The sequence below is a fragment of the Nostoc sp. genome (assembly GCF_036917655.1).
Taxonomy (GTDB): domain Bacteria; phylum Cyanobacteriota; class Cyanobacteriia; order Cyanobacteriales; family Nostocaceae; genus Nostoc.
Window position 1 is genome coordinate 238,486 of record NZ_JBALCY010000003.1, and the last position, 23,551, is coordinate 262,036.

Here is a 23,551-nt window from a genome sequence, read left to right on the forward strand (position 1 = left end):
AGTTGCGAGTCAATCTTATGCAGAAGTTGGGTAATTCTGTGCCTCGTCACCCAAGGGCAGTTTTTCCCTATTTTGAGGATTAGCTGAACAAATTAAGATTTTATTCACAGCGCTATCAATTAGTTACACTTTACTACAGCGCAGTTGCAGGCAATTACCGACAGCACAAAAAAATTGCCTACGGAGTTCAAAGACTCACCAAAGCGATCGCTCGTCATTTAAGTAAGGAAGCAATAACTGAATTGCTTCATCTCACCGTACCCATACACCCAATTTTGTATCCCAGTGGAGGGGTTTATCTGCTTTTTGCAGGGGAGACTCCGGTATTTGACCTACTGAAATACCGTATTTCCAGTCTGGCGGACAGATAGCAATGTAACGTGCATAACTTCCTAAACCACCTTTGAATTTAGGATAGCCAATAGAGACCTTTTTTTCGAGCTTATTGCTCTTGAAAGCTTTAATTATTTTACCACAAATTGCTACATTGTTTATCCTGTAGATATTTCGAGGTATTTTCCCAGATTTCTCACAAGCAATAAAAAATCGGTTTATAATCGCCCTTTTAACTGATTATCTAAAACTCAAAAAAGCCTGCGTAGGCAGGCTTTGTTTAGGTAGCCCCAGACTAAAGGTCTGTGGGCGCTTTCATATTTTTGCAGGAGATTGAATAACTAATTTCAATCAACGTCTTTGACTGTCCTCTTCATTGCGTTGCCTGCATCCTCAGCTGTGCGCTGAACATTTTTACCAGCATCCTCAGCCCCACGCTGAACATTTTTTGTCACGTCTTCAGCAGCATCCTGGGTATTACCCTTAATATTTTCAATTCCTCGCTGAGTTCCCTTAACAAGACCTTTCCGAACTTCGTCAGCTGAACTGCCGATATCTTCACCCAGGTTCTTCACTCTTTCACCAAGGGGTGTCCCTTGCTGAAAATTCCGGCCATATTGCTCTCGACTGTCAATTCCCTTTTGATCAATATTCCTTTGAGCATTTTTTACGAGCGCATCAGCTTTGTCATTAGCTGCCTTTTCATCTTTCGCTCTAGGATCTACATCACTAAAGTTATTTATCCCACCAGCAGGTGAAGAGAGAGGATAATCTTTTGTGGGATCGTATCGTTCGATATTAGGTGCTTGAGCGCCAGGTTGTGGTGGCTGTGTTGCTATTCCTGGATCACCACAAGCTTGTGTCAGAAATAAGAATATTCCTGCTAAAAAAACAGTTAAGACTTTCAATGGACGAATGTTTTTCAGCCAATTCATTGCTTTTTTCATACTTCTAACTCCTTGCGTTTTTGTGACTAAGTTAAACTTCAACCAAGATGGCATTTTGAATTAATTTTGCATTCCAAGCATATCAGACAAAATAAGGGTTCTATCTGCCTACTGCTGGATTTTTTTGTAATTCAGGTCTGGCACTTGCTTCATCTGCCTTGTTTTTTAAAAAGCCGGAAGCTTCTTCAACAGCCTCTTTTACACTCTCAAGACGATCTTTAACCCGATCTCCTACATTTGGTTCATTCTGAATCAAACCACCTGGTTTAGGTTGTCGGAAGTCTTTATCTGTGATGAATGGCAGTTCTGCTTCTTTGTTGACTCGATCTGCTGGTGTCTCATCACCAGGATAAAGTATTTCGGATTCTTTATTTGTAGCAATCAACAATTGCGAACTTGGTTGTAAGCTAGCTTGGTCGCGTCCCTGATTGGCTTTTGGGTTTGCTATTTTCGGATCGGGAGACATTCTGTAGTTGGTATACTTGTCTCCACCATTCTTATAAGGATTGTTTGCTCCGCCAGCTTGTACAGCAGGATTTTGTGGATTTGCACCTTGAGCATTTGCCCCACTACAAGCAGTGCTAACTATCAACAATAGTCCAGCTAAAAAGATAGTTAATATCTGGCGCAATCTTATTTTTTTCAAGAATCCTCTCACCGCGTTCACGTAGTCCTCCTTACCAAAATACTAATAAGCTAATACTTTGCTGAATCATTGGATTGGTCAGCAAGTTATTGTGCTTGTTTTGGTTTGCTCACTTTCGATAACCTCTATCAAGGATATGAATAATAAAATGAACTTTACCTCTAGCGCAGGCTACATTTTTATTAGTACATAAACAATATTTTTATCTAACTCTAGAGAGATATAAAATAAAGTAATATAGTTTCCGTAAAAAGAACTACATCAACCTGTTTGATGCTTCAAAAGCTTTGAATAGGTAGCTGATGTACTGTAATAGTTGAGGCATTCAGCCCTTGTTGCTCTAACCGTTAAATTACTAAATTCATGAAGCAATTTTTACGCTGGATAATTTTGGGCGGAACGCTGTTTTTTTTAGGAAAAGCCTTGAAAGATAATTGGATTGGAGTGACTGCTATCCGCATTGATGGGGTAGGATGGGCAATTATGGCGATCGCTACAGGCTTAACTTTACTAGCACATACTTGGGCTGGCTGGATCTGGACTTGGATTCTGCAAGAGTTAAATCAACCTGTATCATCTCCCCAATTTATCCAAGTTTACCTAAAAACGAACATCGCTAAGTATTTGCCAGGTAATATCTGGCATCACTACGGGCGAATTGTCGCCGCCAAAAATGCCAATATTTCTACTGGTGCAGCCACCTTAAGCGTTTTGCTAGAACCGCTACTGATGCTAGCGGCTGCTTTAATTATCATTGTCCTATGCAGTAGCCAATTTGCAGCAGCTAATACTACTCTTGTTCTGCAAATACTACAATTGCTGAGTTTAGCTGTAGTTCTTTGTGCGATTCATCCTTGGTTTTTAAACCCAGTTATTCGCTTTTTGTACAGATTGAAAGCAAAAAAGTCTGGTACTAGCACTGAGCAAACTCTTCCTTTCAGTCTTAAAAGCTACCCTGTACGACCTTTGTTAGGAGAATTGGGCTTTATGGGACTACGCGGAACTGGGTTTATATTAACTATGTTCGCTTTGGGTTCATTGAATGTGAATCAAATCCCTTTGTTGTTAGGGGCTTTTAGTTGCGCTTGGTTATTAGGGTTTGTCATTCCGGGTGCGCCTGGTGGGTTAGGTGTGTTTGAAGCGACTGCATATGAACTTTTACGACACCACTTTCCAGCCGCCCTAGTATTTAGTGCGATCGCTCTATATCGCCTCATTAGTATTGTAGCTGAAACTGCGGGTGCAGCTTTGGCTTGGTTAGACGAACGCCTTGCTAAATCATGAATCAGGCGACACTCATTTTTGTCTATCTACCTTCATCTGTGAAAACACACGATAACCATCCAAATTTAACTGCGGATTACTGCTTTGATCTTCTTCCATCTTAATCAAGTTATATTCTACGTTTTCTGCATGAATTGCAAACGTGATATTAAAAATCTCGATAAAATTTATTATCCCCTTGCATTCCTCTTCTGGATACTTTTCGTAAAAACGAATTAGATGAGCAATCCGAGTTTCTAAATGCCTACGGGAGTTCTTACAAATCAAAATAATCTTTAACAGTATAATTACCAATGTTAGAGAATTACCTTGGTTAAGCAATAAAATAAATAATGATGAAGGTTCTTTCCCATTTTCTGTTGTCAAGTAATCAATCACTCGATTACAGGTTCTCAGTAACAATTCTTTAGTGATAATTTCTTGATTATAATCCGTCTTCCATAATAATAAAGTATCTGTAAACTGTTGCCGCCAAATATCGACTAATTCTTGATTTTTTTCCGAAAAAAATAGATATTTTTCAAGATTTATTTTAAATTCTTTCAGACTTTGATTTTGAGTTTGCTTGAGAAATATATGGGCAATATTTTCATGGCTAAACACACCTCTTTTTAACACAATTGTTTTTATTAAACGCAGAACATGGTTTCCCAAAATACTGGGATTTGTGTAGCGTGTTGTGCTTGAGCAGGCAGATTGAGAACGAGCAATATACATTGCTAGTTCAAACTTAAATTTGTCTTTTATCTGTTTAGAAAGCCTTCTAGCAGCCTCTTGTTGCTCTCTGGGATTATTCTGATTAACAGATTGATCAATTAATAAATAGGATGTGTAGCGATTAGCCCAATGACCTTTAGCTGATTCGTCATATTTAATAACAAATAATTTCAGTTCTTTGTAGTCTTTGCTGTTGACAAAATTCTCTAGCCAGCTTTTACAAATCTTTACTGCTGGCAGATTATTGGTCTTTATCTTCAGATTTTCTTGAACAAATAAATTAACTAACTCTTGGATATATTTGTCTTTTCTATTGGTTTTCCAATTATTAATTATGATGTAGCAACACCGCTTAAGTGTATTACATAACTCCTGTTCATTATCATTTAAAAAAATGCTGTATATTCCAGGTACATAATCGGAATCCTCTGAATCAAGACCGTCTATAAATAAACCTTTGAATTCCCGTAAAACATCCTCTGGCGGCAATTTCTTGACAATTTCCACAAAGAAGCTATAAACCTCCTCTTGTGCAATTTGCACATTTAGCTGTCTAGAGTCAGATGCAACACAACGCGGATCTTCCTGACTAATTGGTAAACTTTTAGCGGTCATTCCAGTTCTCAGGACAAAAAGGCTTCCTGTTCATATTATTACCAGCTTAACCTTGGTGAACAGTAGCATCAATCTATTCTTTAGAGATTCAGTAATCTTTTTACACAAATTTGATAAACTCGGACTATAAATAAAGTATTAAACACAAATTGTTTAATACTTCATCAAATACTTCCGTTAAATTACTTAGTTTTAACAATCAGAGCCAATACAAAACTATATGGGCGAGTTGTACCATTATATACAACCCGCCCATACCTTCTCCTTCTATAGGTGTGACTTTACCCATAAATTTGCCAAGACTAGAAGCATAAGCTTGCCGCAGAAGGGTCTATGAAGCTTGATATTGCGTCAAATAAATTATAACTTTTCTCTACCTTTAGAAGCATAAGTTTGCCGCGAGTCAGGATTAGAAGCATAAGCTTGCCGCGAGTAATTATAAAATTTTATTTCTTTTGCCGCCCTATAAACACAGTTACTAGGCGACTCAACTCGTTAAACTGCATTTCTAGCAAATCTGTTCTTTCTTCTGTGAGTTGAACTTGTTCGTGCAACTTCTCTATACCCTGCTCCAACAAGTTTACTCTCTCTTCAACCGAATCTTCTGGTAACTCCAAATACTGAGCAATTGCCTCCCTAATTACTTGAGTCCTGTCTTTATCATCAAGAACAGCACGAGCATCCAGAGCTTCCAACATAGTTTGGGACAATCTCATTGATATAGTTTTATCTTTACCGATTTTTGACATATTACTTTTGAGATACGACCGTGATACTATTGAGCTAGAAAAGATCCGGTCAAGCCAGGAATCATATAAAAGTACGCCAAATACAGGGGTGAAGTAAAACTATGCCTGAAGGATTTGCGCCAAGAGATTGGCAAGAAAGATTTGTAAGAGCCTATCAAACAAATCTCAAAAAGAATTTTTTGCTTGAAACCTGTACATCGGCAGGGAAAACCGCTGGAGCGCTACATGCTTTCGACTCTCTCAAAAACGTTCTGGATTGGCGCTTCTTGGTTGTTGTTGTTCCAGCGGAACACCTAATGCGGCAATATGCTCAAGATGCATTCAACCTCTTTGGTCTTAATCTTTTTTACTCAGGAACTGTTAGAAGTTTAGGCAGGCTACCCACGCCAGAAGAGTTACTACAACAACATTATCACGGTTTAGTGGTCAGTTATCAATGGCTCAGTTACTCCAACAACTCTAGCTTGCTGCTGAATAATTTGTCCCGAACTGTAGCTGGCAAAGTATTTCTGATTCTTGACGAAGTTCACCATACTAGTTCTGACTTAGCTTTTGGTCAAGCTTGCGAAAGGGGGTTTCCAGACACGATTGTTTCTCGCCGATTAATGACTTCTGGTACACCATTCCGTTCCGATAACAGAAGAATTTTGGGTAACTGGTTGACTTATACCCCAGTAGAAGAGAACGCTTACCAGTGTGTTCCTGATTTCCAGTATAGGTTGGCTGATGCTCTGCGCGACGAAATAATCCCTCCTTTTGCATTTGTAACGATGGAAGGAGAGTTTTCTTACCGTCGAGGTCGTGCTGTCTACAACGGCAGAACTTTTACTAACGCAACTAACGAGCAAGATTTAACTGATGCTTTAAATACAGCGATTGATGTTCAAGGTGGTTGGGTTAAAGAAGCAATTTTGTGGGCACATGGACGGATGAAACTAGACCGAGCTAAGGGACTTCCTGAATGTGCGACTTATGTAAGAGTTCCAACGATTGCGGCGGCACGGCAAATGAAAGAACGCATTCGTAGTCTTACTGGTGAAGATGCCCTAGTAGTCGTGTCTAGGGACGATGATCCCAATTCAACTTCTAACTCTAGGTTAGGGCAAGACTCCAGTGAACAGATTGAAAAGTTTGCAGCAGAAACTGGACACAGTGCGCGGTCTTGGATTATTGGAGTGGGAATGTTAGGTGAAGGCGTTTCCATCAAACGGCTGAAATATCGCATTCATGCCACCAATATTCGTGCCATTCTGTCATTTATGCAAGATTTAGGGCGTTTATTACGTTGTTTCCCTGAAAATGCTCCTGAGTCAGTGGAAACACTAATTCCGGCCCATCCACAATTGGTAGATTTAGCTGTCAGCGCCTTAAATGAAATTGCTCACGTTGTAAGAGAAAAAGAAGAAAACGAAGGTAGGGAGAATAGAGGAGGAACAGACGGAGAAGGAGATTCTCAGAGTAGTCAGCAAGTAAATTCTAATTTTATGCCCATTGCTTCTACAGGGGAAATTGGAACTCACATTGTAGATGGTGAGGAAATTGAATCTGAATATGCAAATGTTGCTGAATGGATGATAGCAAATACAACTTTTGGGCGATATTGGCATAAAACTCCTGCCCATTTAGCGCAAATGCTAATGGAGGACAAGGGTTTATTTGACCTCTACCGCATGGAATATGAAAAGTTGGTAGATCAAATGTTAACTAATCAAGGCTCTTCATCTACTGTTATTCCTGATGGATTTCCTTCCGAGTATGGGGGCTATTTGCCCACTAAAAAAACTGCTTTTGCCCGTAGAGAAGCCGATACAAAAGTTAATCGCCTAGCCTATATTTTATACGGCAATGCCAGCAAAGAAGAAAGGAAAGAAAGAGTCGCACAAATTCACTCCATAGCCAAACGTAGAAACTGCGTTAAAAGCGATACTTTTATCGGACATGAAGGCTGGGAAAGGATTTATAAGTGGCTATGTGACCGAATTGCCGAAGCACCAACACGAGTAACAGGGATTGAAGATTTATGAATCACAACAATTTTCATACTATTGATCCAACCCAATCTCATTTACCAGATAGTGCTGTTGTTCAGAAAGTTTTGTCTGATAATGACAAATTACCAACTGAACAACATGATCAAGCAGTCAGAGCTTTTTTTGTCTCAGATGGTATAGCCTCTGGGATTGGTAAGGATTTAGCTTTTGTTGACCAGATTCCTAACTTTATCAAAGAAATCATTGATAACAAGTTGTGGGAGTGTCTTTATGTAGCAAAGGGAGTTGTGACCCCTTATTACTGCCGTTATACCAAAGGTACTGATGCTGAGAATTTTCGAGCATTTATTGCGGCTAAACGTCCTAATGGTTTAGAAACTAGCGTTGAGACAATAGATAGAGTTTTGCAGGCAGATTCAGAAGTACAGAGGAAGTTTCGGGCAATTATTTACCAGGCTCAAGAAAAAGAAAGAGATGAACTTGGAAAATACAAACATCATCCATCCCGACTTGAAGGCGGGATGGATGATGAGATAGGAAATCGCCAACAAGAACGTATAAGAGCTGCAAACCGTGCGGCTGAAGCCATTCCAGTTATAGGTGAGTTACTAGACCGCTCACTTATCGCCATAGATGTAGCAGCATTACTAGGTCGTGACATAAAAAACCCAGAAAATCTGACAGCAGAAGAACGAGAGTATGTAGACAAACGGGATTTGATTGGGTTGAGAATTAACCAGTACATATATACTAACCCAATTCCTGAAGATGAGGACAAAGAACCTGCTTACAGCCGAGAACTCAATAACCATATCCGAGACATACTAGGCATTAAAGATCGTTCCAAGTCCATACGAATGGATAATCCTAAAAAGGCTGCGGAGAAACTACTTCAGTTTTATCAGGGAGATAAACTTCAGGATCTTATTACCCATTTAAGACAGGGTTTAAATGCGAATGTTGATAACCAAGAACCAGAATCGGAGCAATCCCATCATAGACATAGCCAGGACTCTTCAGATCCAGTGTCTTCTTCGAGTTCTGCCCTTCCAATCAATTTTGAAAGCACAAATACCGCGCATACTAGCGAAGCATGTGCATCAGAATCTTCTGCCTCACCGACTTCGCACAAAGATCAATCTGCCTTAGACAAATTAAAACTGACTGACAAGCAAGCCGAAATACTAGACGAATGGGTGAAGTCAGGAGAAATGCCTGCGCCAGCCTCACAATTGCTGCCAAACTCCGATTTTAATGCCAAAACAAACATACCTCTTCTGAAACCAGCACCTATTGACAATCGCACATTAGAGTTTGCAGGTACTTATAAAGTTACAGAGTGCGAAACAACGGATCTGCGAACTTCAGATACAAATATGGAACTAACCTCAGATAAATTAGCAGAACGCTTGCAAGTAAAGCTGGATACGCTTCGCTCTATCTTTAACAGAAACCCAGATAAATTTCCTAAATGGTCAAAAAAACATGACCCAGATGGTATGGCTTGGCAGCGCAGTGACATGAAAAAAGGACGTTCTTGGTTATTTGTTCCTATTAATGAAATCAGCTAGACATAATAAAAAATCGCGCTTGAAGTATCCATGTTATCAAAGACAGAATTTGATGCCTTGTGTTGTCGCCTTCATCTATCTCAACAAACGCAAAATTTAATTGAAAAAATACGCTCATCAGAACCATCCCGCCGCGTAGGAGGTGGACGAAAAAATGTTTCTGGGCGTTATCCCAGTAGAAAAATGGGAGCTACTATTCAGTTTGAATCTCACCGCGTTGAACTTCCTACTATCTACGAATTTGAGCATGATGAGGAAGTTTTAGAGTTTTACGACCAACCCCCTGCAATTAAGTTGGACTATCAAGGGAAAAATGGGCGAAATCTGGGAGTTTTGCATACACCAGACTTTTTTGTAATTAGAAGTAATTTTGCTGGTTGGGAGGAGTGCAAAACTGAGGAGGAATTAAAAAAATTAGCCGAGAAAAGTCCAAACCGATATTTTTGCGATTCTGAAGGTAGATGGCGCACTCCACCAGGAGAAAATTATGCACAACACTTTGGGCTTTACTACCGCCTATGTGTAGACACTCAAATTAATTGGGTTATCCAGCGCAACGTAATTTTTTTGGAAGATTATTTTCGAGCCGAGTCTCTTCAGTTAGAAACTGCAATTAATGTAGAAATTCAGCAGTTAGTATCAAACTCACCAGGGATTTCCTTGGCTGAACTACTAAATCATGGGACACAAGCTAGTGTAGATGACATTTATGCTTTGATTGCCACAGAGCGATTATACGTTGATTTAAGTATTGCACCGTTAGCTGAACCAGAACGAGTTTGTGTTTTTTCCGACAAGCAGACATCTACTGCCTATGGTTTGATGCTAAAAACAACAACTTTATCAACTCCGATTAGTTTCTCTGCGATTAGCCTTTCTATTGGGACATCAATATCTTGGGATGGCAAAGGCTTAAGTATTATTCATGTTGGAGATACTGAAGTTACTTTACAGGACGAACTTGAGCAGTTAATTCAACTGAAAAAGACTTTATTTTTAAATCTGGTTCAGCAAGCGAAAATAAAAAGCTTACAAAAATCTGAAGCACCAGATATAAAAGCAGAGTCTTGGGAGCAATTTTATAAAGCAAGCCCTGAAGACCAAGCAGAAGCCCTTCGCCGCTACAAAGTTATTGAACCATATTTAAATGGAAATCCACCTGAAAACGAAACAGTCCCAGAGAGGACTATTCGCCATTGGAAATTGAAGTATAAAGCCGCCCAACAGCAGCACAGTTGTGGTTATATCGGGCTTCTATCCTATCGCAGTGCTAAAGGCAACCGCACGCGAAAACTGCCAGAAGAAACCTTAGTGCTGATGGAAAAATTTATCCTTGATGACTATGAAACCCTCAAGCAAAAGAAGATGTGGGAGGTACATAGTGCTTTAGTTAGGGTTTGCGAACAACAAGGTGCTATTGCTCCAAGCTATAAAGCGTTTACAAAAGAAATAAAGAAACGCTCCAGTTATGAACAAATCAAAAAACGCCAAGGTCGTAGGGCTGCATACAAACAAGAAACTTTTTATTGGGAACTGAACCTGACTTCGCCGAGGCATGGCGATCGCCCATTTGAAATTGCTCACATTGACCATACAGAATTAGATGTTGAATTAGTGTGTTCCCGTACTGGTCGTTCATTGGGTAGACCTTGGGTAACTTTTTTGATAGATGCTTATTCCAGAAGATTTTTAGCTGTTTATTTGACTTTTGACTCGCCTTCCTATCGCTCTTGCTTAATGGTGTTACGATTGTGCGTTCAACGCCACAACCGTTTACCGCAGATAATTGTGGTAGACAACGGTGCAGAATTTCATAGCGTTTATTTTGAAACGCTATTAGCCACTTTTGAATGTACGAAAAAAAATCGACCTCCAGCCAAAGCGCGGTTTGGTTCTGTATGCGAACGTCTTTTTGGTACTTCCAACACTCAATTTGTCCATAACTTACTTGGTAATACACAGATAACTCGTAACGTTCGCCAAGTAACCAAGTCAGTTAATCCTAAAAATCAAGCTATCTGGACACTGGGTTTACTTTACGAATATCTTTGCGCTTGGGCTTACGAAGTTTACGATATAGACGAGCATCCTGCTCTTTTCCAGAGTCCGAGGGATGCTTTTGCTGCTGGTATAGCGATCGGCGGTAGTCGGCTTCACCGCATGATTCCTTACGATGAAAACTTTCAAATTCTTACTTTACCTACAACCTCAGAGGGAAAGGCGAAAGTTCAATCTGGAAGCGGCGTAAAAATTAACTCAATCTACTACTGGTCTAATAGTTTTCGTGACCCGCAAATTGAAAATACCTCTGTCCAGGTAAGATACGACCCATTTGATATTGGTATCGCTTACGCCTTTGTTCGAGGGCTATGGGTACAGTGCATTTCTCAATATTATGCAGAATTTCAAGGTCGTTCAGAAAAAGAACTGAAGTTAGCTAGTGCCGAGTTACGCAAACGCTCCTCAAATCATGCACGACAATCAAGAGTTTCAGCTAAGAATCTAGCGGAATTTTTAGCTTCGGTAGAAGCCCAAGAAGCCTTATTAGAACAGCGTTCTTATGATACAGAAGCTAAAGAAGTCTTTAGGGTAATTGAAGGCGGAAAAGCTACTTTCAGTCGCAACGAAGAACCAAAAGTTATTCAAATTGCTTTTGGTAATACTGACAATCAAGTGACTGAAGTTGAAGCAAACACTCCAGAAACACTTGTAGTTTACGAGGAGTTTTAGTTATGACAATACTTACCGGATTTCCTCTCAAGCTCCTTGAGCAATCTGCCACAGAAAAGCTTGCCTATTTCGAGAATTACACGGTAGCACATCCCCGGCTCAAAGAGGTGTATGAAACTCTAGTGCGGACAATTGCTGAACCAGCAGGTGCATCATTTATTTTTGTCTATGGCCCTAGTGGTATCGGTAAAACAACTTTACGACTGCGGGTTGAGCAAAAATTAACAGAGTTGGCATTACCTAAGTTGGAAAGCGATCGCGGTTGCGTTCCCGTTGTTGGAGTTGAGGCTGTAGCTCCAGAATCGAGAAACTTTAACTGGAAAGATTACTATACACGCGCCTTAATAGCCTTAGAAGAACCACTCATCGATCACAAGTTTAATTACGGTGTACGGGGCATCTATCGTGATATTTTCGGAAAAATTAACGTTGAGTCTAAAGTGGTCGCACCTGCTCTACGCAGAGCTTTAGAAAACGCTCTCAGCTATCGCCATCCAGATGTATTTTTCATAGATGAAGCGCAACATTTTGGGAAAATGGCAAGCGGACACAAGCTACAAGATCAGCTAGACTGTCTCAAATCTGTGGCAAATATGACAGGCATCTTGCATTGTCTATTAGGAACATACGAATTACTAACATTCCGTAATTTAAGTGGTCAACTCTCACGCCGTAGCGTCGATATTCATTTCCGCCGTTATTGTGCTGACACTCCAGAAGACGTACAGGCTTTTAAAAGCGTATTGTTGACTTTCCAACAGCAGATGCCACTTGCACAGCCTCCAGATTTAGTTATTCATTGGGAATATTTTTATGAACGTACTTTAGGATGTGTTGGCATACTGAAAAATTGGCTAACACGCGCTCTTAAAGATGCTCTGGATCGAGAAGCAACAACCGTCACTCTAAAAGACTTACAAAAACGTGCTTGGTCGGTTGCTCAGTGTCAGAGAATGTTCAAGGAAATTCAAGAGGGCGAACGACAATTATCTGAAACAGAAACAGATGTGCAACACTTGCGCTCTGCTTTAGGACTTGGAGCAAAGACAATTGCACAGCCAGAAGAAGCTCCAAAAAAGACTCTTCCACAAGGGAAAGTTGGCAAACGCAATCCCAAAAGAGATCCTATTGGAGTGAATCAAGATGTTAGCTAATGGATTAATAACATACGAATGTTGGGATTTAAAAAAGGTTTCTATTCCATCTCGTAGTCGGTTGTATCAATTAGAGCCTGTTGGTATTGGTACTTCATTGGTAGAAAGCTTAACTGGTTATATATCTCGACTAGCGGAAGCTCATTGTGTAACCCCAAAAGTTTTAATATCCAGAGAACTTGTGTCCTTTATACCCAAGACTTACAAAACTACAAATCTCTTTGAAATGCGAAGCTTGACTGGGGCACTCAATGGATTAGGTACGATGGCATTTGATTTAGTCACAGTGTTAGAGTCGATGACTCTACGTAGTGATTTGCGCTTTCTCACTCTACTAACATGGACTAATATCTTTCCCCAAAGGAAGTTACTTCGTTCTAGACGAGCTTGGTGTCCCTACTGTTATGAGGAGTGGTATTCCTCGAAAGATCAAGTAATTTACGAACCCTTAATTTGGTTTTTTGAGGCAGTTACAGTTTGTCATTGCCATAATCAGCCTTTATGCCAGCAATGCCTTCACTGCAAACGAGATATTCCCCCACTAGCTTCCTATTCGAGGCCAGGTTATTGCCCGTATTGCTTAGAATGGCTTGGTATTACTGCTAATTACCCGTTTTCTGATAACACCCCACTGAGCAAGGAAGAGATTATTTGGCAAACGTGGGTTATCAAGACTATTGGAGAGTTACTCGCTACTACCCCTCGCTTATCAAAACCTTTGCAAAGGGAAATAGTTGCCCAAGCCTTCTGTAGGTATGTAGAGCAATTTGCTGAAGGAAACACGGCTGCTTTTGCTCGTATGCTCAAAATTCCCAAAAACAAGGTTTGGATGTGGCAGATGGGAAAAGTCTTGCCAGAACTGAATGTAATTTTGAAAATCTGTTTTACTCTTCAGGTTTCTGTGCTGGATTTTTTGACTCAAGAGACCCTTAAGGAGAATTCTAGTAAATTTCCTGCTACGCCTCAAAACCAAGTGAGAGATAGCAGTACAAAAAAGCTTGAAGTAAAGTTTGATAGCGATCGCACTCAACAGTTACTTGAAAATGTGCTTCAAGCAAATGAACAACCGCTACCTATGACAGTAGTAGCAAAACGCATTGGGTATCCTAAGCGAGTTCTTTACAGACATTTCCCAGAGCTATGCCGAGCGATTTCAGCCGAGTACGTTAAATACATAAAAGAATCTCGCATCAAAAGAATCGAACACTGTTGCGCGGAGGTAAAACAAGCTGTTAGGCAACTTTACACTGAAGGTATTTATCCTAGTGAGGCATCTATTTCAAGGCTATTGGCTAAACCAGGATGTTTTCGTGACAAACAAGTTCGCGCTGCTTTAAGGGCAGCGCGAAAAGAAATTTGTTTGGAACCATAACCTTGCCATCCTTTATTGGAAGCATAAGCTTACCGTTGCGGCAAAGTTATGGGTAAAGTCACAAATAGGAGTCTTTTGGCATTTTAAATTTTTAATGGGGGTGGAGGGACTTGAACCCACACGACCTTTTACGGTCAACGGATTTTCATTCTCCCGCAGTTTTCACTGCTACCTGATGGCAATAGCCAGCTCAGGTTTTAAGAATTGGACTCTCCCTTTACCCTCGACTTAACGTTAGGGTAGCTCCCGTCGGGTCTCTGCACCTTCCCGGAATTTTGGATTTTGGATTTTGGATTTTGGATTGAAAACTAATCGCAAATCTAAAATCGCAAATCTAAAATTTTTGGGCTTGGCTCAGGATTGCCATGTCTGTCACCAGATTTAGGTTTCCCTGAGTTTGAGAGCTTCCACTTGAGGGATTTCTCCTTCAAGGCTCAGTTATCTAAGTCCGTAGCGTCTACCATTCCGCCACACCCCCACAGGTGTTTGGCAACTAGTATAACTAGTTATTTTTTGGAGGCAGCAAATACCTCCTCATCTATTCCACCATCAATTGTGTCTTTTGTCCAACTAGATTGAAAATATTTTTCCAGATTGGGCGATTGTTGTCCAGAGTTGGAAGTCTTCTTTGTTTTCTGGTAATCGATCTGGATGAGTTTTCGATTTTGTCTGACTAGAGAATTTGTTAGTGAGTTTACTATAGTAGCATGATATTTAGCTTTTGTTATGATCTCCGTTGAATTGCCCACAGTAAAAGTACTGTACCCCGCCAAAGTTGCGCTTGAGCTAACCTAAAAGCGTAGCTTTGGTGCTGGGGGAAGGGTTGCGAGGAATTCTGGTTAATTGAGCAGACATAATATTATCTGTGAATCTGGACATAAATGAGGAATTCTGGCGCAGTTATGTTGAAAGCATTTATGACTATACTTCTCTGAGTCTGGCTCTTCAGCCTATGATGGAAAACAGATGCTTAAGACTTGAAAGTTATGATTGTCGCCCTGCTCTATCTGATTTTGGCTGGAGCTTACCTTCTGGTAATCCCGATTGCTATCTTGCTGTACCTGAAGCAGCGTTGGTATGTAGCTACCTCCATTGAGCGTACCTTTATGTACTTTTTGGTGTTCTTCTTCTTTCCGGGTCTGTTGGTTCTATCGCCGTTTGTAAATTTTCGACCCCAACGGCGACAAATTCAAGTTTAACGAGATTGGTAGGTCATAACTCTCATGCGACGGATTGACGCTATTGGAATTGGCTTGGGTGTTTTTATTGCCGGCGGCTTGGCTTATGTAGGATTACAGCTAGTCGGTTTGGATAATCAGAAAGCTGGTATATGGAGCCAAGTCTTACTAGTCAGTGGATTAATTGGCTGGTTAGCGACCTATTTTTTCCGGGCGGTGGGACAAAAAATGACCTACCACCAACAGCGGGAACAGTATGAGCAAGACTTTCTGCAAAAGCGGCTAGACGAGCTTACTCCCGAAGAACTAGCACGAATTCAAGCTGAAATAGAACAAGAACAGCAATCCCAGGTGTAAAGTTATCATTGATGAGTCAAGAGTTGAGAGTCCAAAGTCCAAAGTCCAGATTTTGAGCCTTGACCCTTGACTCTTGACCTTTGACTCTTGACACTTGACTAAATGACTGCGATTTCTGATTGCTTTGAAACTCTTGGGCGCAATCGTGAGTGCGCTCTGATTCCGTTTATTACTGCTGGCGATCCAGATTTAGAAACAACAGCAAAAGCTTTGCAGGTTCTAGATCGGAGTGGAGCCGATATTATTGAACTGGGCATACCCTATTCCGATCCTTTGGCGGATGGGCCGGTAATTCAAGCTGCTGCTACCCGCGCCCTGCAAAGGGGAACGAAATTTGAGCATGTGCTAGAAATGTTACAAGGGATTACTCCCAATTTGCGATCGCCCATTGTCTTATTTACCTACTACAATCCAATTTTGCACCGTGGCATTGAAAAATTTCTCTCTTCAATTGCTACGGCTGGGGTAGCAGGATTGGTAGTACCAGATTTGCCCTTGGAAGAAGCAGCAGGCTTGCTCCAACCAGCGAAGGAGATGGGAATTGATGTCACCTTATTGGTAGCTCCCACCAGTTCTGCTGAACGGATAGAAGCGATCGCTCGTTCTTCCCAAGGATTTATTTATTTAGTCAGCGTCACCGGGGTAACAGGGGTGCGATCGCAACTGGAAAACCGCGTGTCCGATTTACTCAAACAAATTCGTAGTGTTACTGAGAAACCCATCGGTGTAGGCTTTGGCATCTCCGAAGCTGCCCAAGCCCATCAGGTAAGGGAATGGGGCGCAGATGCAGTGATTGTGGGCAGCGCTTTTGTGAAACGGTTAGCCCAAGGTTCACCAGAGCAGGGACTAAATGCGATCGCCGAATTTTGCCAAAGTCTCAAGGCAGCCATCAAGACCACTAACACCAGCACAAATACTCCTCTTGATTAGACAAGGAAAGTAGATTAAAAAAGTATAACAGTGTAGTTTTTCTATCCTTGTTTGGTAGACAATTTGACCATTATGGTCTTGAATATTAACATCAGATATCATCATGTAAAAAAACTAGCTGAAACGGTCGCATATAGTTTGAGTATTATGTGAAGTTAAATAGGCATAATTTATGAGTGTGAGAGTGAGTCAGTCACAAATGGTTATAGTTACGTCGCAATTGAGGAGCAAAGGCGATGAGTGAGAGTATGGCATTTATCGGCGGGGTTGCCGTAGCTGGGCTGGCGGCTCTCGTATTGCTCAAAGGAACAAATACCCCTCTACAATCTAACTTCGCTGTTGCTCCGCAAATGCCAGGGACTGTAGTAGCGCCGGGAGTACAGCCACAAATGTATTCTCCTTACAACCCTTATGCGCCGGCACCAGCGTATCCCGGTCAGATTCAGCCACCGACCGCTCCCAATACTGACCAGCGCCTAGAGATGGAGAAATTGAACACGCAGATGCAGCTGGAGCGTTTAAAAAACGACAATGAACAGTTAAAGTTGCAAAATCAACAACTCCAAGGCCAAGTCCAAAATTTCAATACTCAGCAACAGTGGCTATCAGCCCAGCAGAGTAACCAACAAAAAACAGCAGCATTCCAGCCGCAAAATCCTTCTTGGTGGTCTTCACCCATGCTTTGGGCTGTGGGAGGCGCAACTCTCACTATTGGTGGTGGTGTTGTCGTCGCTGGAGTATTGGCTTTGTTCTCACCACGGCAGCGTCCAGCCCGTACTGTACAAGTAATTCACCCCTACCAAGGAAATACGCCGCCCTTGGTTCCAGTCCGTCGCGCTGAGTTTCTGCCTGCTTCGCGGATGGAAGCAAGACGAGTTGAAGCCCCAGAATACGACGAAATGCACTAATAGGCAAAATAAAACCACAGATAAACACCGATTTCAAATCTCGTTTCCAGGTTCTACCTGGAAACAATTTTTCATTGGAGTGTTGCCGCGAATCAGGAGGCAGAGCTTGCTTTTAGGCATTAAGAGCCAGAGACTGGGAACGAGGTAAACAGTGTTTACTGATAACTATTAAAAGCCGCTTTTAGGAGTTTCTGTGGTATTGGGACTCTCTTTAGTGGCAGGTTGGTTAGTATTGGGAAGTTTCTGTTGGGTATTTTTCTGATTACCTTGATTTTCTAGTTTAGTTAGTGCCTGTTTTGCTAGATTTTCGGCTGCTTGTTTAAATAATGGTTCTATTCTGTTTCGCCAGTATTGAGTATTAGGCAATTTGTCTGGATGGTTTCTATAATCTAAAACTTTATCCCATTTCCCATCATCTATTGCTTTATTTATCTCATTAGATAACGCCTCTGCTTTGGCCCAATCTTGCTGCCATTGGGCAATCATTTTGCCCGTCTCTTTGATACCAGAAGCAGCATTTGCCGGAATTGATCTCAAAAGTGCGATCGCTCCCACTATATCCCCTGAATCATACTTCTGTCTTGCTTGTTCTATAATATCGGCACTGTTGTCACTAGGCTGCGATCGTTCTGATTTCCCCGCATCGTCAGTTGGCCCTTTCGGCTTTTCTGGTAATGGGGTTACTACATCCCTAGATTTTGGTTTTGGCTTGGGAGTCGGTCGAGTCGCAATTAGGGTACTATCATCTACAATCTTAGTTGCAATGCCTTTTTCGCGCAGGCAAGAACCCCATTCTTGATTATTGGTTATCACATCCGAGTGTGCCCAAGCCAAATGACCAGATTTAAGTTTAACTTCTATCCAACCTCGTTTTGTGCGCTTGCCAGTCACCTCGAAACTGGTGTTATCAGCAACTGTTTGTAAAACATTATCAGAATTTATCGAACTAGGTTCAGAACGGATATTAGAATTTCCTACAACAACAGCCGAGCATTTGTTTGCTAAGGCGGTATCCTTACCTGTAAGATTAGAAGCTAAATTTTTCACATTTGGATTTACTACCAAGGCAGCCGCGCCACCTGCCAATAATATGGCAATTAATATTGGCCATGGGTCGGATTTACTAGAGTCTTTACGGGCAGGTTTTACAGGATTTGCTGGTGCAACTGCAACCGTTTGCAGCCGAGATACTTGAGGCTGGGATTTGGCTGCTTGGTAACTGGAATTTTTGGTGGATTCTTGAGGTGTGGAAAGTGCAGGTAGAGGATTAATCGCGTCTTTACATGCTTGCAGCGCTTCCGTGGCGTTTTGGTAGCGGTCTTTGAAGTGATAACGTACCATCCGGGACAACACTGCCGCCAGTCGGTAGTTTACGGTTACTGAATGACGCCAGATAATTTCCCCCGTTTCTGGGTCTTCTTGCAATTCTGTTGGCTGTAATCCTGTTAATGCTTGAATGGCGATGATGCCAAGGGAATAGATATCGCTGTTGGGACGGGGTTTCCCTTGCCCTTGTTCTGTCGGCATATAGCCAGGAGTACCAATAACTACCGTGGCAGAGGGTTGTCCGCCCACTGTTACCATTTGTGTACGCAGTTGCTTCACTGCCCCAAAGTCCACTAAAACTAACTTATTATCTGAGGCACGACGGATGATATTATCCGGTTTGATGTCGCGGTGAATCACGCCTTGGCGGTGGACGAATTCGAGAATTTCCAGAACTTCCTGCAAGAGTTGAATTACTTGGCTTTCATTCCAGCGTTTACCAGGTATAAGTTCCTCAGCTAGGGTATGTCCTTCAATATATTCTTGGACTAAATAGAATTCTTGGTTTTCGTCAAAGTACGCTAGCAGCCTGGGTATTTGATCATGGTTGCCCAGTTTTTCTAAGGTTTCGGCTTCGCTGTTAAATAGGCGTTTAGCAGTATCAAAAACTCTGGGGTCAGTTCCGGGTTTGAGGTGCTTGACAACGCAGATGGGATTGCCGGGCCGCCTAGTATCTTGGGCAATATAGGTTTGACCAAATCCTCCCATTGCGAGGACTCGAATTACTTGGTAACGATGGTCTAGTAGCTTGCCTATCATATTCCCTCCCCAGAGTTATTACCTAATTTTCCAGCTGGTAATAAATATCTCCAAATTTTCTTCAATGAAATCCGCTATCTTGAGAAAAGATTTAGATTAAAAACGCAGCTTTTTAATAAACGCAGACTGTTTATTTTTCTTTTAGTGCCCCTGTTTACTACCAATGCCACCTAAAATAACAAACTCAGTTGCATGGCAGCAGGCTGAAATCCTCATGCAACCTGCTTTCATTCGCGTTATCGACAATCTCCGCAAGTTGCTTGATGAATCTTCCTGGACAGGAACTTACCACGATGTCCTGATTTGGCCGCCTAGCACCACTGATGAAATCAAAGCATTGGTGACTGAGCTGTTGCAAGCAATGGAAACTGCAACGCCCCAAGAAGCAGATGAAATCAGAGAGACTCTGGCTCGTCTGCCGATGCCCCATCCAGGATATCATCTACGTTTAGAGCGTCAACAGCAACAAGCGAGTATCGATTTGTGGGAACTATGTTATCAAGTGTGTTTTATTAAATACACCCCACAGAAGGAAGCTGCTGATATTGATACTAGTTTAATTGATGAATTGGGTGAAGTCGATTGGTTGCGTTTGGATGCTAAGGCAAAGGAGTTAGTTGAGCAGGCGTTTGCTGAATTGCCAGAAGGGTAACAAATAAAATGCCCTCAGAATAGAATTCTGGGGCTATACGAAGAAAGCTCACCTGCGTGGGCTTACGAGGTAAGGCGATCGCTTTTTCTTCAAGCAGCAAAATCTTCACTAATGCGGCTGTAGTCAAGTAAGTTAGTAGGTTCTGACTGTGTTTTCAATTTGGCGATAAATTCTTCCATGCCTGGTATTTCTAATTGATGGAATGTGATTTGATTGTCTGGACTCTTAGCCGAAATATCAGTGATAGCTTGTAGAGTCATCTTGGTTGTTTCTGAGACAGTTTTCTTTTGGACAAGAAATTGTTCCATCCCTGGTATTTCTAATTGAACAAATCTAGAATCATTTTCCATTGGTTTACTCAAACGCTGCTGTGTATATCATGCTCATTACGCAGATACGCAAAGCAATGGACACCCATAAAGCAAATATGAGTACGCGTAATACGCAAAGTACGCAAATTAAGGTAAATGCGGTATTCTAAAAACTATGAATAGTCCGCAGTTTAACGAAGCTCTGGAAAAGCTAAGAAAAGCACCTCGTAAGGTAGAGGTGTTGAAGTTGTTGCTGGCTGGACAGACTAATGATGAGATTGCTCAGTCTAGGGGCCGTGCGGAAGGAACAGTACGCAAGCAAATCTCAAATCTGTATAAGGAATTTGGTATCAAAAGTGAATTTCCAGGCGATCGCGCTTTAAGAGACAAGTTAAAGGCTCTATTTCTCAAGCACAAACCTGAGTGGGTAAGTAATTCCTCTCCTGCTATTACAAATGAAGCTAGGAAGGAATCGCAAAAGATAAACTATAGCGGCGTGACTTCTTTAGTTTTGTCAGGTGACGAAATTTTAGAAAAATCTGGGGAGGAATTGATGCTTTTGGCTATCAATATACTTGAGGCGCTCGGTTTTGAGCAGACGTTTAAGATGAGCAAGACATCGCAAGATGTAGGCTATCGACTTAAAAATCTTGAAAATGGAAGTAATCCTTATCAACTGATTTTATCAAAACAGAAAGAGAATTTATCTATTTCTATACCCTTAGAGATTTTAGAACCACATTTACTCAATCTGAAGTATTGGGAATACACTGATGTCTTAGAAGATATAGACCTTTTTATAAAGGGAAGATTTTGGGTATTACCTAGTAAAAAAGATATTTTTTTAGAATCACTCCATCTTAATTATTGGCAAATCTTGCAAGTTGAAGGTAAAACAGTGGGCGATTGTTGCATAAATACACGACGTTATAAGAAAGATCCTCCAATTGATATAATATCCTTCGCTATGAATGGTTATAAAGAATACGAGCGCAGATACATTGCTGTCTCCAGCATCACCTTAGAGGAATTTAACCCCGAAACTTTGAGTGATGCTAACGCTTACTTAGTAGTTAATTCCGATGAGCGTTTTGATGAGAAGTGGAATATGTGGAAGGTATCTATTAATTTAAAGGAAGCCCTGCAAGACTTTCTTATTTATTTTGGAAAAATCTTAATGGATAAACATTAATATATCAAACGTATTTTAATACAACATATTAGGCGAACTCGCATTATTTCTGCCCGTCCAGCTACTCGCACAGAAAGAAAGTTATATGAACAAGCATGATGAAGAACTAGAACTACACTTAAAACCCCGTACTACAGAAACAGTATCAATAAAAATACCAACAGATACATTGCGATCGCTCAAAAAAGTTGCAGATAATCGAGATATGACACTTGAAGCATTACTCAAGTTTTACATTGGGCAGAGTTTGCGGCAAGATTTAGCTAAATTATTTTCTGAGCGGGTACTTGAATCAACTGCTGAAGTTCTAGCAAGGCACATCGAATCGGAAGAGGAAATTTTAACCATTATTCAAGAAATTCAAGCTGAAGCAACTCTTTAGTTACTTGCCAATTAAGGAACAAAAAAATGCCTCACCAGACAAACTACACCGAAGCTTGCAACAATTTTGACAAAATTTATGAAGAGGCAATTAAAAGCCGTGAACCTGTAGTTATTAATCGTGAAGGTGCTGAAAGTGTAGCCGTAATTCCTACTGTGGAACTTAATAGCATCATAGAAACAGCATACTTATTCCAATCACCTGAGAACGCAGCAGGTCTTTTAGATGCTTTACAACGTGTTAAAGCTAAGACTAATATGCCTCAAACTATAGACGAAGTGCGTAAAGATTTCTCGCTCTACGAAGAAGAGTAAAGAAATTCAATGTCGGATAATTCAGTGATGACCGAGTTGAGTTTATTCAAGCACAATACCATTATAGCGATCGCTAATTTCATAATTAAATAATGTAATCTGGAAAAAAAGCGATACCTACTTCTGATCACCATGCCAACATCTATAATTGACGATAAAGACGCAGCAGCTATCCAAGCCGCAAAAGAAACAGTTGCTGTATGCGATCGCACTACCTGGGGACGTATCAAAGTCTCTGGCGACGATCGCCTCAATTTCTTACACAACCAAAGTACTAACAATTTCCAAATACTCAAGCCAGGACAAGGTTGTGATACGGTTTTCGTCACCTCTACAGCCAGAACAATTGATTTAGTAACCGCCTACGTTAGAGAAGATGCGGTAATCTTGCTAGTTTCACCCAACCGCCGCCAGTATCTCATGGAATGGCTCGATAAATATATTTTCTTTGCCGACAAGGTGGAATTATCTGATATCACAAAATACACCAACACTTTCAGCCTGATTGGCCCAGGAAGCGACGCTGTTTTAGAAAAGTTGGGTATTGGCGAACTCATCGGGCAACCTTACGGTAGTCACAAAGTATACACCATTGCTCCCGCCGAAGGAGTGCGGATTGCTGTGGGTAGTGGGTTAGCTGCTCCCGGATACACCTTAACTTTCCCCTATACTGACAAATCTTCGGTATGGAACAAATTGTTAGAGGCTGGGGCGGTAGAGATGAGCGATCACGCTTGGGATGCGTTACGAATCTTACAAGGCCGTCCCGCCCCAGATGCGGAACTCACAGATGATTATAATCCTCTGGAAGTTGGTTTGTGGCAAACAATTTCTTTTAATAAAGGTTGCTATATTGGGCAAGAAACTATCGCTCGATTAAATACATACAAAGGTGTAAAACAACACCTATTTGGTGTGCGCCTCAGTGCCCCTGCGGAAATTGGAAGTGCGATCGCAGTTGGAGATGAAAAGGTCGGCAAACTTACCAGTTACACCCAAACCGCCGATGGTTACTTTGGATTAGGTTACATTCGTACCAAAGCTGGTGGCGTAGGCTTAAAAGTCCAAGTGGGAGAAACTGAAGGTGAAATAGTAGAAATCCCCTTTGTTTCTCACGAGTACCCATAAGCAAT

At 41.3% G+C, this 23,551-nt stretch carries 21 protein-coding genes; 15 read left to right on the plus strand and 6 right to left on the minus strand.

Translation table 11 applies throughout. The features are described from left to right. Positions 1-680: 680 nt before the first annotated feature. The gene (locus V7K30_RS02485) at positions 681-1,280 is read right to left on the minus strand and encodes a hypothetical protein (protein ID WP_334996773.1); all 600 of its coding nucleotides are present in this window, start codon (positions 1,278-1,280) and stop codon (positions 681-683) included. A gap of 100 nt (positions 1,281-1,380) precedes the next feature. Continuing rightward, positions 1,381-1,947, minus strand: coding sequence for a DUF6658 family protein (locus tag V7K30_RS02490; protein ID WP_334996775.1), 567 nt, complete (start codon positions 1,945-1,947; stop codon positions 1,381-1,383). A 342-nt stretch (positions 1,948-2,289) separates the two neighbouring features. Between V7K30_RS02490 and V7K30_RS02495 the strand changes: the two genes are divergently transcribed. Then, positions 2,290-3,210 (plus strand): lysylphosphatidylglycerol synthase domain-containing protein, encoded by a 921-nt coding sequence (locus tag V7K30_RS02495; RefSeq protein WP_334996777.1) that lies wholly within the window; start codon positions 2,290-2,292, stop codon positions 3,208-3,210. A gap of 12 nt (positions 3,211-3,222) precedes the next feature. Here V7K30_RS02495 and V7K30_RS02500 read toward each other — a convergent pair whose 3' ends face one another. Next, positions 3,223-4,542, minus strand: coding sequence for a hypothetical protein (locus tag V7K30_RS02500; RefSeq protein ID WP_334996779.1), 1,320 nt, complete (start codon positions 4,540-4,542; stop codon positions 3,223-3,225). A 446-nt stretch (positions 4,543-4,988) separates the two neighbouring features. Further along, positions 4,989-5,291 (minus strand): CopG family ribbon-helix-helix protein, encoded by a 303-nt coding sequence (locus V7K30_RS02505; RefSeq protein ID WP_334996781.1) that lies wholly within the window; start codon positions 5,289-5,291, stop codon positions 4,989-4,991. 101 nt (positions 5,292-5,392) lie between these two features. Between V7K30_RS02505 and V7K30_RS02510 the strand changes: the two genes are divergently transcribed. The 9 genes from V7K30_RS02510 (at position 5,393) to V7K30_RS02550 (ending at position 17,482) form a co-directional block, all read left to right on the plus strand. Continuing rightward, positions 5,393-7,315: a DEAD/DEAH box helicase gene (locus tag V7K30_RS02510; RefSeq protein WP_334996783.1), complete on the plus strand. Its 1,923-nt coding sequence runs from the start codon at positions 5,393-5,395 to the stop codon at positions 7,313-7,315. Further along, positions 7,312-8,853, plus strand: coding sequence for a hypothetical protein (locus V7K30_RS02515; protein ID WP_334996785.1), 1,542 nt, complete (start codon positions 7,312-7,314; stop codon positions 8,851-8,853). The genes V7K30_RS02510 and V7K30_RS02515 overlap by 4 nt, the downstream gene beginning before the upstream one ends. A 30-nt stretch (positions 8,854-8,883) precedes the next feature. Next, positions 8,884-11,583 carry a Mu transposase C-terminal domain-containing protein gene (locus V7K30_RS02520; protein WP_334996787.1) on the plus strand — a complete coding sequence of 900 codons (2,700 nt, stop codon included), beginning with the start codon at positions 8,884-8,886 and terminating at the stop codon, positions 11,581-11,583. Between the two features lie 2 nt (positions 11,584-11,585). Beyond that, positions 11,586-12,737 carry an AAA family ATPase gene (locus V7K30_RS02525; RefSeq protein WP_334996789.1) on the plus strand — a complete coding sequence of 384 codons (1,152 nt, stop codon included), beginning with the start codon at positions 11,586-11,588 and terminating at the stop codon, positions 12,735-12,737. Continuing rightward, positions 12,727-14,109 carry a TniQ family protein gene (locus tag V7K30_RS02530; protein ID WP_334996791.1) on the plus strand — a complete coding sequence of 461 codons (1,383 nt, stop codon included), beginning with the start codon at positions 12,727-12,729 and terminating at the stop codon, positions 14,107-14,109. Before V7K30_RS02525 ends, V7K30_RS02530 begins: the two co-directional genes overlap by 11 nt. A gap of 986 nt (positions 14,110-15,095) precedes the next feature. Beyond that, complete coding sequence (gene ndhL / locus V7K30_RS02535; protein WP_334996793.1) at positions 15,096-15,308, plus strand: NAD(P)H-quinone oxidoreductase subunit L; 213 nt, start codon at positions 15,096-15,098, stop codon at positions 15,306-15,308. Positions 15,309-15,332: 24 nt separating this feature from the next. Next, the gene (locus V7K30_RS02540) at positions 15,333-15,644 is read left to right on the plus strand and encodes a DUF3007 family protein (RefSeq protein WP_334996795.1); all 312 of its coding nucleotides are present in this window, start codon (positions 15,333-15,335) and stop codon (positions 15,642-15,644) included. Positions 15,645-15,746: 102 nt separating this feature from the next. Further along, complete coding sequence (gene trpA, locus V7K30_RS02545; RefSeq protein ID WP_334996797.1) at positions 15,747-16,574, plus strand: tryptophan synthase subunit alpha; 828 nt, start codon at positions 15,747-15,749, stop codon at positions 16,572-16,574. Between the two features lie 236 nt (positions 16,575-16,810). Continuing rightward, complete coding sequence (locus V7K30_RS02550; protein ID WP_334996801.1) at positions 16,811-17,482, plus strand: heterocyst differentiation related protein; 672 nt, start codon at positions 16,811-16,813, stop codon at positions 17,480-17,482. 168 nt (positions 17,483-17,650) lie between these two features. On the opposite strand, the gene V7K30_RS02555 is transcribed toward V7K30_RS02550, so the two are convergent. After that, entirely contained in the window at positions 17,651-19,567 is a 1,917-nt protein-coding gene (locus V7K30_RS02555; RefSeq protein ID WP_334996803.1) for a serine/threonine protein kinase, read from the minus strand. Positions 19,568-19,730: 163 nt separating this feature from the next. Between V7K30_RS02555 and V7K30_RS02560 the strand changes: the two genes are divergently transcribed. Beyond that, positions 19,731-20,219 carry a hypothetical protein gene (locus V7K30_RS02560; protein ID WP_334996805.1) on the plus strand — a complete coding sequence of 163 codons (489 nt, stop codon included), beginning with the start codon at positions 19,731-19,733 and terminating at the stop codon, positions 20,217-20,219. Positions 20,220-20,308: 89 nt separating this feature from the next. Here the strand turns inward: V7K30_RS02560 and V7K30_RS02565 are convergent, their stop codons facing one another. Then, positions 20,309-20,569 carry a hypothetical protein gene (locus V7K30_RS02565; protein ID WP_334996807.1) on the minus strand — a complete coding sequence of 87 codons (261 nt, stop codon included), beginning with the start codon at positions 20,567-20,569 and terminating at the stop codon, positions 20,309-20,311. Between the two features lie 136 nt (positions 20,570-20,705). On the opposite strand from V7K30_RS02565, the gene V7K30_RS02570 reads away from it, so the two are divergent. The 4 genes from V7K30_RS02570 (at position 20,706) to ygfZ (ending at position 23,546) form a co-directional block, all read left to right on the plus strand. Then, entirely contained in the window at positions 20,706-21,722 is a 1,017-nt protein-coding gene (locus V7K30_RS02570; RefSeq protein WP_334996809.1) for a helix-turn-helix domain-containing protein, read from the plus strand. An 85-nt stretch (positions 21,723-21,807) separates the two neighbouring features. Then, positions 21,808-22,104 carry a hypothetical protein gene (locus tag V7K30_RS02575; RefSeq protein ID WP_334996811.1) on the plus strand — a complete coding sequence of 99 codons (297 nt, stop codon included), beginning with the start codon at positions 21,808-21,810 and terminating at the stop codon, positions 22,102-22,104. A gap of 26 nt (positions 22,105-22,130) precedes the next feature. Beyond that, positions 22,131-22,418, plus strand: a complete 288-nt coding sequence (locus tag V7K30_RS02580) for a type II toxin-antitoxin system Phd/YefM family antitoxin (protein ID WP_334996813.1) — start codon at positions 22,131-22,133, stop codon at positions 22,416-22,418. Positions 22,419-22,550: 132 nt separating this feature from the next. After that, positions 22,551-23,546, plus strand: coding sequence for a CAF17-like 4Fe-4S cluster assembly/insertion protein YgfZ (gene ygfZ, locus V7K30_RS02585; protein ID WP_334996815.1), 996 nt, complete (start codon positions 22,551-22,553; stop codon positions 23,544-23,546). The last annotated feature ends 5 nt before the right edge of the window (positions 23,547-23,551 follow it).

Excerpts from the sequence above, each read along its gene's own strand:
- ndhL (WP_334996793.1), top strand. The coding sequence starts at position 15,096 with ATGATTGTCGCCCTGCTCTATCTGATTTTGGCTGGAGCTTACCTTCTG.
- trpA (WP_334996797.1), top strand. The coding sequence starts at position 15,747 with ATGACTGCGATTTCTGATTGCTTTGAAACTCTTGGGCGCAATCGTGAG.
- V7K30_RS02520 (WP_334996787.1), top strand. The coding sequence starts at position 8,884 with ATGTTATCAAAGACAGAATTTGATGCCTTGTGTTGTCGCCTTCATCTA.
- V7K30_RS02565 (WP_334996807.1), bottom strand. The coding sequence starts at position 20,569 with ATGGAAAATGATTCTAGATTTGTTCAATTAGAAATACCAGGGATGGAA.
- V7K30_RS02570 (WP_334996809.1), top strand. The coding sequence starts at position 20,706 with ATGAATAGTCCGCAGTTTAACGAAGCTCTGGAAAAGCTAAGAAAAGCA.
- V7K30_RS02525 (WP_334996789.1), top strand. The coding sequence starts at position 11,586 with ATGACAATACTTACCGGATTTCCTCTCAAGCTCCTTGAGCAATCTGCC.
- V7K30_RS02575 (WP_334996811.1), top strand. The coding sequence starts at position 21,808 with ATGAACAAGCATGATGAAGAACTAGAACTACACTTAAAACCCCGTACT.
- ygfZ (WP_334996815.1), top strand. The coding sequence starts at position 22,551 with ATGCCAACATCTATAATTGACGATAAAGACGCAGCAGCTATCCAAGCC.
- V7K30_RS02580 (WP_334996813.1), top strand. The coding sequence starts at position 22,131 with ATGCCTCACCAGACAAACTACACCGAAGCTTGCAACAATTTTGACAAA.
- V7K30_RS02485 (WP_334996773.1), bottom strand. The coding sequence starts at position 1,280 with ATGAAAAAAGCAATGAATTGGCTGAAAAACATTCGTCCATTGAAAGTC.
- V7K30_RS02540 (WP_334996795.1), top strand. The coding sequence starts at position 15,333 with ATGCGACGGATTGACGCTATTGGAATTGGCTTGGGTGTTTTTATTGCC.
- V7K30_RS02550 (WP_334996801.1), top strand. The coding sequence starts at position 16,811 with ATGAGTGAGAGTATGGCATTTATCGGCGGGGTTGCCGTAGCTGGGCTG.
- V7K30_RS02515 (WP_334996785.1), top strand. The coding sequence starts at position 7,312 with ATGAATCACAACAATTTTCATACTATTGATCCAACCCAATCTCATTTA.
- V7K30_RS02505 (WP_334996781.1), bottom strand. The coding sequence starts at position 5,291 with ATGTCAAAAATCGGTAAAGATAAAACTATATCAATGAGATTGTCCCAA.
- V7K30_RS02560 (WP_334996805.1), top strand. The coding sequence starts at position 19,731 with ATGCCACCTAAAATAACAAACTCAGTTGCATGGCAGCAGGCTGAAATC.
- V7K30_RS02555 (WP_334996803.1), bottom strand. The coding sequence starts at position 19,567 with ATGATAGGCAAGCTACTAGACCATCGTTACCAAGTAATTCGAGTCCTC.
- V7K30_RS02500 (WP_334996779.1), bottom strand. The coding sequence starts at position 4,542 with ATGACCGCTAAAAGTTTACCAATTAGTCAGGAAGATCCGCGTTGTGTT.
- V7K30_RS02495 (WP_334996777.1), top strand. The coding sequence starts at position 2,290 with ATGAAGCAATTTTTACGCTGGATAATTTTGGGCGGAACGCTGTTTTTT.
- V7K30_RS02510 (WP_334996783.1), top strand. The coding sequence starts at position 5,393 with ATGCCTGAAGGATTTGCGCCAAGAGATTGGCAAGAAAGATTTGTAAGA.
- V7K30_RS02530 (WP_334996791.1), top strand. The coding sequence starts at position 12,727 with ATGTTAGCTAATGGATTAATAACATACGAATGTTGGGATTTAAAAAAG.